Annotated in this window: 12 protein-coding genes; 9 read left to right on the top strand and 3 right to left on the bottom strand. The window is 69.6% G+C overall.

All coding sequences use genetic code 11. The annotated features are described in order from the left end of the window. The 6 genes from I73_RS31255 to I73_RS01370 all read left to right on the top strand — a co-directional run. Positions 1 to 116 (top strand): 3-hydroxyacyl-CoA dehydrogenase family protein (locus tag I73_RS31255; protein ID WP_234409383.1); only part of this gene is annotated, 116 nt, incomplete at its 5' end. Positions 117 to 172: 56 nt separating this feature from the next. Next, on the top strand, positions 173 to 1,969 hold the full coding sequence (locus I73_RS01390) for an acyl-CoA dehydrogenase (RefSeq protein ID WP_022978979.1): 1,797 nt from the start codon (positions 173 to 175) through the stop codon (positions 1,967 to 1,969). Between the two features lie 11 nt (positions 1,970 to 1,980). Then, complete coding sequence (locus tag I73_RS01385; RefSeq protein ID WP_022978978.1) at positions 1,981 to 2,802, top strand: ABC transporter substrate-binding protein; 822 nt, start codon at positions 1,981 to 1,983, stop codon at positions 2,800 to 2,802. A 26-nt stretch (positions 2,803 to 2,828) separates the two neighbouring features. Then, entirely contained in the window at positions 2,829 to 3,818 is a 990-nt protein-coding gene (locus tag I73_RS01380) for an MDR family oxidoreductase (protein WP_022978977.1), read from the top strand. Between the two features lie 147 nt (positions 3,819 to 3,965). Next, positions 3,966 to 4,748 (top strand): 3-hydroxybutyrate dehydrogenase, encoded by a 783-nt coding sequence (locus I73_RS01375; RefSeq protein WP_022978976.1) that lies wholly within the window; start codon positions 3,966 to 3,968, stop codon positions 4,746 to 4,748. Beyond that, complete coding sequence (locus I73_RS01370) at positions 4,745 to 5,884, top strand: patatin-like phospholipase family protein (RefSeq protein ID WP_022978975.1); 1,140 nt, start codon at positions 4,745 to 4,747, stop codon at positions 5,882 to 5,884. The genes I73_RS01375 and I73_RS01370 overlap by 4 nt, the downstream gene beginning before the upstream one ends. Before the next feature lie 18 nt (positions 5,885 to 5,902). Here I73_RS01370 and I73_RS25310 read toward each other — a convergent pair whose 3' ends face one another. Continuing rightward, positions 5,903 to 6,694: a hypothetical protein gene (locus tag I73_RS25310; RefSeq protein ID WP_022978974.1), complete on the bottom strand. Its 792-nt coding sequence runs from the start codon at positions 6,692 to 6,694 to the stop codon at positions 5,903 to 5,905. 61 nt (positions 6,695 to 6,755) lie between these two features. Beyond that, positions 6,756 to 7,661: a LysR family transcriptional regulator gene (locus I73_RS01360; protein ID WP_022978973.1), complete on the bottom strand. Its 906-nt coding sequence runs from the start codon at positions 7,659 to 7,661 to the stop codon at positions 6,756 to 6,758. 94 nt (positions 7,662 to 7,755) lie between these two features. Between I73_RS01360 and I73_RS01355 the strand changes: the two genes are divergently transcribed. Next, a complete protein-coding gene (locus I73_RS01355; protein ID WP_026096168.1) occupies positions 7,756 to 8,160 on the top strand; it encodes a nuclear transport factor 2 family protein in 405 nt (134 codons plus the stop codon). Between the two features lie 51 nt (positions 8,161 to 8,211). Here I73_RS01355 and I73_RS01350 read toward each other — a convergent pair whose 3' ends face one another. Beyond that, the gene (locus tag I73_RS01350) at positions 8,212 to 8,415 is read right to left on the bottom strand and encodes a hypothetical protein (RefSeq protein ID WP_022978972.1); all 204 of its coding nucleotides are present in this window, start codon (positions 8,413 to 8,415) and stop codon (positions 8,212 to 8,214) included. Between the two features lie 410 nt (positions 8,416 to 8,825). Here I73_RS01350 and I73_RS01345 point away from each other — a divergent pair, with 410 nt between their 5' ends. Then, positions 8,826 to 9,908, top strand: a complete 1,083-nt coding sequence (locus I73_RS01345; RefSeq protein WP_234409380.1) for a substrate-binding domain-containing protein — start codon at positions 8,826 to 8,828, stop codon at positions 9,906 to 9,908. Beyond that, positions 9,905 to 11,678, top strand: a 1,774-nt coding sequence (locus I73_RS34540) for a HAMP domain-containing histidine kinase (protein ID WP_022978970.1), incomplete at its 3' end; no start/stop codon positions are given. The genes I73_RS01345 and I73_RS34540, both read left to right, overlap by 4 nt.

Here is an 11,678-nt window from a genome sequence, read left to right as displayed (position 1 = left end):
CGTCTTCACGACGGCTTCACGACCCGAAGTACCGCCCGGCCCCGCTGCTCAAGGAAATGGTGGCCGCCGGCCGCCTGGGCCGCAAGACCGGCCGTGGCTTCTACAGCTACGAGTGAGCCCGTCTGCCGCCGCCCCGTCCCTTCCTTTGTTTCTGACTGACCTGTGACCCACCATGAGTGAATACATCGCCCCCCTGAAGGACATGCAGTTCGTGCTGCGCGAGCTGGCCGACATGGACGCCGTCTCGGCCCTGCCCGGCCACGAGGAAGTGAACGCCGAGCTGGCCGACGCCATCCTGGAAGAGGCCGGCAAGTTCGCCAACGGCGTGCTCTCGCCGCTGAACTGGACCGGTGACCGCGAAGGCGCCAAATGGAAGGACGGCGAGGTCACCACGGCCCCGGGTTGGAAGCAGGCCTACAGCCAGTTCGTGGACGGCGGCTGGAACGCCCTGTCCTGCCCCACCGAGTTCGGTGGGCAGGGCCTGCCCCACATCATCTCGGCCATGGTCGAGGAGATGTGGAACGCCTCGAACACCTCCTTCATGCTCTGCCCCATGCTGACCCGCGGCGCCATCGAGGCGCTGCAGCTGTGCGGCAGCGACGCGCAGAAGGCCATGTACCTGCCCAAGATGGTGACGGGCGAGTGGACCGGCTCGATGAACCTGACCGAGCCGCAGGCCGGCTCCGACCTGGCGGCCGTGCGCACCAAGGCCGTCCCGCAGGCCGACGGCAGCTTCCGCATCCACGGCCAGAAGATCTTCATCACCTACGGCGAGCACGACCTCACCGACAACATCATCCACCTGGTGCTGGCCCGCACGCCCAACGCGCCGGAAGGCGTCAAGGGCATCTCCCTGTTCGTGGTGCCCAAGTTCATCGTCAATGCCGACGGCAGCCTGGGCGAGCGCAACGACGTGCGCTGCGTCTCCATCGAGCACAAGCTGGGCATCCACGCCAGCCCGACCTGCGTGCTGGCCTTCGGCGACAACGCCGGCGCCACCGGCTGGCTGGTGGGCGAGGAGAACCGCGGCCTCGAGTACATGTTCATCATGATGAACGCCGCCCGCTACGGCGTGGGCCTGCAGGGCATCGGCCTGTGCGACCGCGCCACCCAGCGTGCCGCCGAGTACGCCCGCACCCGCGTGCAGGGCGTGGAACAGGGCGGCAAGAGCCGCGACAAGGTGGCCATCGTCCGCCACCCGGACGTGCGCCGCATGCTGATGCAGATGAAGTCGCGCACCGAGGCCCTGCGCGCCGTGGCCGGCGTGACCGCCGCCGCCATGGACCTGGCCCACGGCCACCCGGACGCCGATGTGCGCAAGGCCCAGCAGGCCTTCGTCGAGCTGATGATCCCCATCGTCAAGGGCTGGAGCACCGAGACCGCGCTGCTGGTGACCTCGCTGGGCGTGCAGGTGCACGGCGGCATGGGCTTCATCGAAGAGACCGGCGCCGCCCAGCACATGCGCGATGCCCGCATCACCGCCATCTACGAAGGCACCACCGGCATCCAGGCTGCCGACCTGATCGGCCGCAAGATCGCCCGGGACGGTGGCGCCACCATCGGCGCGGTCATCGCCCAGATGGAGGCTGTGCGCGCCGAGCTGGCCGCCGCGGACGACGCCTCGCTGGCCGCCATCGGCGCCTCGCTGGAAGCCGGCATCGCCGCGCTGAAGTCGGGCGTGGCCTTCATCCTGGCCCACCAGGGCGAGGCCATCCGCCAGGCCGCGGCCGGCGCGGTGCCGCTGATGGAGCTGTTCGGCATCGTCGCCGGTGGCTGGCAGATGGGCCGCGCGGCCCTGGTGGCCCGGCGTCAGCTGAAGGCCGGCGAGGGCGACGGCGCCTTCCTGAAGGCCAAGCTGCTGACCGCCCGCTTCTACGCCGACCATGTGCTGAGCGCCGCCCCCGGCCTGGCCCACACCGTGCTGCACGGTGCGGACGCCGCGCTGGAGATGGCCGACGAAGCGTTCTGAGCAGGCCTCCTGTGACGAACGACGGCTTCCCGCAGCGCATCGTCTGCCTGACCGAGGAGCCGACCGAGGTGCTCTACGCCCTCGGCGAGGAAGGACGCATCGTGGGCATCTCCGGCTTCACGGTGCGTCCGCCCCGCGCGCGGCAGGAGAAGCCGCGCATCTCGGCCTTCACCAGCGCCAAGCTCGACGCCATCCTGGCCCTGCAGCCAGACCTGGCCATCGGCTTTTCCGACATGCAGGCCGACATCGCGCAGGCGCTCATCAAGGCCGGCATCGAGGTCTGGATCAGCAATCACCGCTCGGTGCCGCAGATCCTGGCCTACATCCGCCGCCTGGGCGCCATGGTGGGCGCGGCCGACAAGGCCGAGGCCTATGCCGCCACGCTGCAGGCCCGGCTGGACGCGGTGGCCGCCGCCGCGGCCCGGCTGCCGCGCCGGCCCAAGGTCTATTTCGAGGAATGGGACGAGCCCTCGATCTCGGCCATCCGCTGGGTCAGCGAGCTCATCGGCATCGCCGGCGGCGACGACATCTTCCCCGAGCGCGCCCGCGCCCCGCTGGGCCGCGATCGCATCCTGGCCGATCGGGACGAGGTGATCCGCGCCGCGCCGGACCTCATCATCGGCTCCTGGTGTGGCAAGAAGTTCCGCCCCGAACAGCTGGCCGCCCGCCCCGGCTGGGACGCCATCCCCGCCGTGCGCGACGGCGAGCTGCACGAGATCAAGTCCCCCTTCATCCTGCAGCCCGGCCCGGCCGCGCTGACGGATGGGCTGGACACCCTGCACCGCCTCATCACCGCCTGGGCCGCGCGGCATGCCGCCGGCCACCCGGCCTGAATCCACCCCAGAGAAGAGGAGACACCATGTTCAAGGCCCTGCTGCTGAGCCGCAACGCGGACAAGAGCACCACCGCCACGCTGACCGAGCTGGAGGACAGCGCCCTGCCCCCGGGCGACGTGACCGTGCGCGTGGCCTGGTCCACGCTGAACTACAAGGACGCCCTGGCCGTCACCGGCCGCGGCGCCATCGTCAAGACCTGGCCCATGGTGGCCGGCATCGACCTGGCCGGCACGGTGGAGGCCAGCAGCCATCCCGACTGGCAGCCCGGCGACGCCGTGGTGGTCAACAGCTGGGGCCTGGGCGAGACCCACTGGGGTGGCCTGGCCCAGAAGGCCCGCGTCTCGGCCGACTGGCTGCTGCAGGTGCCCGCGCCCTACAGCCCGCGCGACACCATGGCCATCGGCACGGCCGGCTACACCGGCGCCCTGTGCGTGCAGGCCCTGCTGCGCCACGGCATCACGCCCGACAAGGGCCCGGTGCTGGTGACCGGCGGCAGCGGCGGCGTGGGCGTGGTGGCGGTGGCCCTGCTGGCCGGCCTGGGCTTCGAGGTGCATGCCTCCAGCGGCCGCCCTGCCCTGGCCGAGGGCCTGAAGGCCCTGGGCGCGGCCGAGGTGATCGACCGCGCCACCCTGGCCGCCCCCGGCAAGCCGCTGCAGAGCGAGCGCTGGGCCGGCGTGGTGGACACCGTGGGCAGCCACACCCTGGCCAATGCCTGCGCCGCCACCCGGTGGAACGGCGCGGTGGCCGCCTGCGGCCTGGCCGGCGGCGCGGACTTCCCGGCCACCGTCATGCCCTTCATCCTGCGCGGCGTGACGCTCTACGGCATCAACTGCGTCTATGTGCCCAACACCCAGCGCGCCGAAGCCTGGGCCCTGCTGGCCCGGCACCTGCCGCCCGCGCGCCTGACCGGCCTGGTGCAGGAGATCGGCCTGAGCGAGGCCATCGCCGCCTCGGCCGACCTGCTGGACGGCCGCCTGACGGCCAACCGCGTGGTGGTGGACGTCAACCGCTGAGGGCGGGTCAGGCCCCAGTGGACTTCGGGCCTCGGCTGCTTCAGACGGACTGCCGACAGGTCCGTCATGCACGCGGCATCTTGTCTGACACGCCCGCGTGAGGGTTTGGCCGCACCATGGTGCCATGTAACCCAACCGGAGCGCAGCATGAAGTTATCGGGCAAGGTGGCCGTGGTCACCGGGGCAGCCAGCGGCATTGGTCTGGCCATCGCCAAGCTCTACGCCAAGGAAGGCGCGGCCGTCGTCATTGCCGACCTCCAGCTGGAGGCCGCCCAGGCCGCCGCCGCTGAAATTGACCAGGATGGCGGCACCGCATGGGCCGTCGAAATGGACGTGACCAACGAGGCCGCCGTCATCGCGGGCATGGACGCAGCCGCCCAGCGCTTTGGCCACATCGACATCCTCGTCTCCAACGCTGGGGTGCAGATCGTGGCCCCCATCGAAGACTACACCTTCGACAACTGGAAGAAGATGCTGGCCATCCACCTGGATGGTGGCTTCCTGACCACCCGCGAGGCCGTTCGCCACATGAAGCGGCAGGGCCAAGGCGGCGCGGTGATCTACATGGGCTCGGTGCATTCGCATGAGGCCTCTCCCCTGAAGTCGGCTTATGTCACGGCCAAGCACGGCTTGCTGGGCCTGGCCCGCGTGTTGGCCAAAGAAGGCGCCGCATACGGCGTGCGCAGCAATGTCATCTGTCCCGGTTTTGTGAAGACGCCGCTGGTGGACAAGCAGATCCCGGAGCAAGCGAAGACCCTGGGCATTTCCGAGGAAGAAGTGGTCAACAACGTGATGCTCGGCGGCACCGTCGACAAGCAGTTCACAACCGTGGACGACGTGGCTCAAACGGCCCTGTACCTGGCGGCCTTCCCGACCAATGCCTTGACCGGCCAGTCGTTTGTGGTCAGCCATGGATGGTTCATGCAGTGAATGCCGCAGCCCTGAAACGCTTTGATGAAGTGGCCCTGGTGCTGCAAGGCGGTGGTGCCTTGGGCAGCTACCAGGCTGGCGTGATCGAAGGCCTGCTCCAAGCCAACATCGAACCCAGCTGGGTGGCGGGCATTTCCATCGGCGCGATCAACGCGGCACTGGTGGCGGGCAACCCACCCGAGTCGCGTCTGTCTGCGCTGGAGGGCTTCTGGCAGGAGGTGTGCACTGCGCCTGTCCCCTGGCTATCTCTGGACTTGCCCGGTTCTTCGGATTGGCCAGAGCCCCTGCAGATGCTGCGCGCGCAGCATGCTGCCTGGAGCGCCTTGCTGTGGGGGCAGCCAGGATTCTTCAGGCCACGTTGGGCGCCGCCCTTGTGGCCGGGCGCCGGGCAGGCCAGCACGGCCAGTTGGTACGACACCCAGGCCCTCAAGAACACACTGGAGCGATGGGTCGATTTCGACCGCATCAACCATCCGGGGGCCATGCGCCTGTCGGTGGGGGCGGTGCAAGTACGCACCGGCAACATGCAGTACTTTGACAGCCATGAGCAGCCCATCCGCGTGGACCACATCATGGCCTCGGGGGCCTTGCCGCCCGGCTTTCCGGCGGTGATGATCGACGGCGAGCCCTATTGGGATGGCGGCCTGGTGTCCAACACCCCATTGCAATACGTGCTCGATTCAGGCCGCTGTTCACGCGACATGCTGGTCTTTCAGGTGGACCTGTGGTCCGCCAAAGGCGACAGCCCCACCAGCATGGGCGAAGTGGCTGAGCGGCTCAAAGACATCCAGTACTCCAGCCGCACCCGCCTGATCACCACGCACATGAGCGAGCGGGCCAAGCACCAGCGAGACTTGGCGGAACTTCTGGCATTGATCCCCGCCTCGAAGCAGAACGAGCCGGTGGTGCGGCGCCTGAAGGCCAAGACCGAGGTGCGGCGCTGCGACGTGGTCCACCTGATCTACCAAGGCAAGGCCTGCGACAGTGATTCCAAGGACTACGAGTTCAGCTCGCTCACCATGGAACGCCACTGGGCCAGCGGCTTGTCAGACATGCAGCACTCGCTGCAGCGGCCGGGCTGGCTGACGGTGCCCTCGGACGATCAGCCGTTTGTGACGCACGATGTGCACAGGTGATGGGAGCCTGCGCGGCGATCATCCCTGCCCCCCGACACCCGTGCCCGCAGGCACCACAGCGCCTGGCAAGAGCGCCTTGGCAGCTTCGATGCGCAAGGCCAGGGGCAGCTGGGTGTCGCACATCACCGCTTGCAGAAAGGCGCGCGGGTCGGTGACGTTCGCGCCCGGCCCCACGCCGGCCGGCGTGGCGGCAACGGGAAGGGCGGGCGTGACCGCAACCTCGGCCTGAAGGCCCGGCGGCACCGACGCCAGCTGACCCATCGCCTCCGCCCAAGCCGCGGGGCCGATGGTGCTCAGCCCCCGCAGCAGCGCCGCCTGGGCCTCGTCACGCGGCGGGATGTCCAGCCAGGGCGTCTCGGCAAACACCGGCGCCAGGTCCGGCGAGACAAAGGCCGACCAGCACTCGCCGCCCGGCTGCGCTGCCGGGATGGGCGCCACATGGGCCACGCCGCCCGGCAGCGCCGCATCCGTCATCGGCCAGGCGCGCCACTGGCGGGCTGGCAGCGCGGGCAGATAGCACGCGACCAGCCCGTTCCCAAAGGCCCCGGCCTGCGCCGGACTCACCGGCTGGGCCAGCGAAAACCAGAGCTGCAACGCATCCCGCCCATTCACCGCCACCGCCGGCGCAGGCAAACCCAGCTCGGTCTGCAGGCCCTGCCACAGGGCCCCCAGGGCGGCGGTGTCCACCGGGGCGGTCAGCTCCAGCACAAGCGCACGGGTGCGGCCCTGCGCGTCCAGCAAAGTGCCGGGCGCCTGCGGGCTGGGGGAGGACAGGAAGAGGCGGTGGAATTCGGTGTTCAGCGCGGACATGGGCACAGCAGAAAGGTCGCCCCGACACAGGGGCAGCCGCAAGCGTACATGCGGGTGTCGGTCAAAGGGAACCGAGGTCGCCGAGGGCGGCCGCTTCCAGCGCATGACGCAGCGCGGCAAGCACCCCCGCCACGCGAGGAGAGCGGGCTGGATGGAACCACCACATCTCATAGAGAGGCAGTGTCTCGCGCAGACGCAAGGGCGCGATCTGCTTGCGCAGGTCACCGCTCAGCAGGGCGGCGTGCGGCACCACGGCCAGCAAGTCGGTGTGCGCCACCAGCTTGAGCATGCTGGTGAAGTCGGGGCAGTTCGCAGTCACCCGGGGCGCGGCCATGCGGCGAACCGCGAAGGCCTCGGACAGCACGTCGACCGGTCCACGGACGCTCGGCCCGACGCAGGCCCAGGCCGCCGTCTGCAGCGCGGCCAGCGTCTGCGCGCCGGCCAGAGGATGGTTTGAGCGCGCGTAGACCCTGGGCTGCAGCTGGTACAGCGGCTGGCAGTCCAGGCCGCTCGGATCGTATCGCCGCGGTCGCGGTGCGATGACGAGGTCGAACTCTCGCCGGCGCAGGCCCGACAGCAGACGCCCCTCGTCGACCGTCGACAGCGCCAAGGTGCGACGAGGATGGCCCCGGCACCAGGCGTCGTACAGCGCCGGCCCGCAGACCACGGCGGCAGAAGGCGTCAGCCCCACCCTCAGCCCGTTCGGATTCGATCGGCGTGGGGCCGCCGCGGCCAGTGCCTCGACCCGGTCGGCCAGCGCTGCCCCTTCCGATGCGACCTGCAGAGCCAGCGCCGTCGGAATGCTGCGCCGGCCGGACCGGCGCAGCAGCGGCGCATCAAAGTGCTTCTGAAGCGTCCTCAGGCCGTGGCTGATGGCGGGCTGCGACACACCGATCACCTGAGCGGCCGCCGCAAAGGAGCCGTGCTCGATGACCGCCGTGAGGTACTCCAGGTAGCGCAGATGCATAAGAGTTTCTTATGTATTGGGTGTCATTGTGGCTTGTGGCCACCACCTGAAACCCGGAAGCTGTGCCAACCCCAGCACTTCAAGGTGAGTTCCCATGATGCAACCCCCCATCCAGACCGTTCGGACCTATCTGGATCGCCTGCACGCCAGCGACACGGCCGGCCTGATCGCCACGTTCGAGGACGACGGCGTCGTTCACTCACCCTTCCTGGGCAGCCTGCCCGCGGGCGAGTTCTTCCAGAAGCTCGCGCAGGCATCCCGCAGGAGCGTCATCACGCTCATCGACCTGTTCGTGTCGGTGCAGACCTCCAGCGTCGTGCGAGTGGCTGCCTACTTCCGCTACGACTGGACGCTGAGCGACGGAAGAACCGTGGACTTCAGCTGCGTGGACGTCTTCAGCTTTCGGCCGGGAAGCGCCCGGATCCACGAGATGCAGATCGTCTACGACACGCACCCCCTGCGCGAGCAGGTGGGCGACAAGTACGCACCGGATCGCTGACCGGACATCGACGGGCCCGTGGGCCGGTCATCGACGCAGCCACCGCAGCGATCAGCCGCGCCACCCCAGCACCCGCGCCGGCAGGAACAGCAGGGCGCGGATCAGCGCGAACAGGGCTTCGAAGGTGATGCCGACCAGGCGCAGCGGCAGGGTGATGAGCCACACCAGCGGCATCAGGAAGAGGGCCAGCAGGGCCACCGGCCAGGCCAGCACGAACAGGATGCACCAGGCGACGAAGAGGATCAGGGCTTTCATGGCGACTCCTTGGGGTGGCGGGGCTGCGTCTGACGCGCAGGATGACCACGCGCCAGGATGCGTCGGGGCCGGTGCCCCGTCCAGCGCCTTGCGACAGACGGTCACGCGGACGGGACAGGCTGCAGGTCAGCCGCGTTCGGCCAGGCTGCGGTGCGGCTTGCGGCTTGCGGCTGCCCCCTGCCCGAGCGACACCGCCCCCTCCATGACTTGACTTCAGTCAAATCAGCCCACGAAGGCCAGTGGTCCCCAGGGTGGGTTGAACTATGATCAATTGACCCTGTGCCTCGCGCTGACTTCGCAGCTGTGGCCGCAGCAGATCAACGCCGTCCATCCACCGCGGATCGGAGAGCAGTATGAAAGGCTGGATCCTGGCAAGCGCTTGTGCCATGGGAGCCGCTGTGGCGGGTCCCATGGTCAGTCCGCCCGTGGAGCCGCCGGCCCGCGCCGCCTCGCCCACGGGCACCGAATTCCTGGCCCGGGCGCGCCGCCTGGTGCAGCAGGCTTCGCTGCCGGCCCCGGCCTGGGGCGGGCCGCACACCGGCCCAGCCGCCCGGCGGGCCCAACGCCTGGCCATCGTGGCCGAGGATCTGCGCAACGGCGGCGTGCTGGGGGTGATCGATGGCCTGATGGAGGCCTTGAAAGCCATCGGCTGGGACGCCAAGGTCATCGACTGCCGGGGGGCCCCCGAGGGCCGCACCCAGGCCCTCCTCGACGCCCTGGCCTATCAGCCCACCGGGCTGGTGCTGGTGGGCGGAGATGCCCGCCAGCTGAACCCGAGTCTGGCGCCCTTCGTTCCGCGGCACATCCCCATCGTGGGCTGGCATGTGGCCGCGCTGCCGGGGCCGGTCACCGGTACCGCGGTGGCCCTCAATGTGACCACCGACCCGCAGCAGGTGGCGCTGATCACCGCCATGACGGCGGTGGTGCAATCGAATGGCAAGGCCGGGGTGGTGGTGTTCACCGACAGCAATTTCGAGGTGGCCCGGGCGAAGACTTCGGCCATCGTCTCGGCCCTGAGGGAATGCGGCGGCTGCCGCGTGCTGGAAGTGCAGGATGTGCCGATCTCGCGCAGCGCGGCCCTGGTGCCGCCGGCCGTTCAGGCCCTGCTGCGGCGCCACGGCGCCCGCTGGACCCATGCGCTGGCCATCAACGACATCTACTTCGATTACGCCACGCCGGCGCTGTCCCAAGCCCGCCAGGGCACCGGCCGGGTGTCCCTGGTGTCGGCGGGCGACGGCAGCGAGTCGGCATTGCAGCGCATCCGCAGCGGCGTCTTCCAGACCGCCACCGTGGCCGAGCCGCTGAACCTGCAGGGCTGGCAGCTGGTCGATGAGCTGAACCGGCTGCTGGCCGGGCAGGCCCCCACCGGCTATGTGTTCCCGGTCCATCTGGTCACCCCCGCCAACATCGACCAGGATGGCGGCCAGCAGCTGCGCTTCGATCCGGACAACGGCTACCGCAGCATGTTCCGCCGCCTGTGGGGTCGCCCATGAGATGGGCGCTGCCGCGCTCGCTCGGTGCGCAGTTCGCCCTGGTGCTGGCCGGCCTGGATGCCCTGGTGGCCGTGGTGGGCGCCACCGCCCTGGTCTCGCTCAACCAGTCGGCCACCGCCATCCAGCAGCTGGCCGACCAGCGCCTGTCCCAGCTGCAGGATGCCCATGCACTGCTGCAAATGACCGTCGGCATCGAACGGCATGCCCTGACGCTCGCCCGCGACACGCCACCCGCCCGTCTGGATGCGGCCTACCAGCAGCTGCAGGGTGAACTGGCCGGCTTCGACCAACTGGTCGACCGGATGGCGACGGGCTGGCACGACGACACGGCGCTGCTCGACCTGCGTCGCACCAACCAGCGCTTTCGCAACACGGTCAACACCGCAGTCCAGGTGCGCCAGGCCCTGGACAGAAAGGATGAGCAGCCCCCCTCCCCGGAGGCGGTGCACCAGGCGCTGGCTCCCTTTGTCTCGACCCTGGGCTCGCAGGCGGACACGATGTTCAAGGCGGTGAACGAGCAGTCCGTGATCGTCACGCAGGAATACCGGGGCGCGGTGCAGGAGCTGGCCCTGACGGCGCAGCAGGTCCGCGGTTGGGTGTTGCTGGAACTGGGCGTGACCGTGCTGCTGGCGTGGCTGCTCACGCGGCGCTTCCTGGGCCATCGGGTGGTGGGCCGCCTGCGGCAGGTGAGCCAGGCCCTGCGCCAGGAGGGCACGACCACGCAGACCACCGTCCCGGTGCAGGGCAGCGACGAGATTGCCGAGATGGCGCGCTCGGTCGAGCACTTCCTGGAGGACCGGCGTTGCCGGGTGCAGGCCGAGGCCCAGCTGCAGCGGCTCAATGCCGAGCTGGAACAGCGGGTGGCCGAGCGGACCGAGGAACTGCGCCGCCATCGCGACCATCTGGAGGAGATGGTGCGCGAGCGGACCGCCGCCCTGGTGGTGGCCAAGGAGCAGGCCGATGCGGCCAACCGCGCCAAGAGCGACTTCCTGGCCAACATGAGCCACGAGATCCGCACGCCGCTCAATGTCATCCTGGGCATGTCCTACCTGGCGCAGCAGACCGGGCTGACCCAGCAACAGGCCAACTATGTGAGCAAATCGCAGTCCGCGGCGCAGTCGCTGCTGGGCATCCTGAACGACATCCTGGACTTTTCCAAGATCGAAGCCGGACGGCTGGACATCGAGGCCGCCCCGTTCAGCCTGGGCGACCTGCTGCAGGAGCTGGCCAACCTGCTGGGACTGGGCGCCGAAGAGAAGGGGCTGGAACTCCTGTTCGCCCTGCCGCCGAACCTGCCGACCCAGCTGGTGGGCGATGCCCTGCGGCTGCACCAGGTGCTCCTGAACCTGGGGGCCAATGCCGTCAAGTTCACCACCCACGGCGAGGTGCTGCTGTCGATCCGCATCCTGGAGGCGCATCCGGACTGGGTGCAGCTGGGCTTCGAGGTGCGCGACACCGGCATCGGGATGACGCCGGAGCAGCAGGCCCGCCTGTTCGAGGCCTTCACGCAGGCGGATGCCAGCACCAGCCGACGCTACGGCGGAACCGGGCTGGGCCTGGCCATCTGCCAGCAGCTCGTGCGTCTGATGGGCGGGCAGGCCATCGCCGTGAGCAGCGCCCCCGGGCAGGGCAGCCGCTTCAGCTTCAGCCTGCGCTTCGGTCTGCCGGCGCCGGCGGCGGCGCCCTGCCCGGGCCCGGACATCGCCGGCCTGGCCCAGCGGCGCGTCCTGGTGGTGGACAACAACATCAGTGTCTGCGAGGTGCTGCGCG

The organism is Ideonella sp. B508-1, assembly GCF_000333615.1.
Classification (GTDB): domain Bacteria; phylum Pseudomonadota; class Gammaproteobacteria; order Burkholderiales; family Burkholderiaceae_C; genus Ideonella.
Note: the sequence above shows the minus strand (reverse complement) of the source record. Positions and strands in the feature narration are given on the sequence as shown.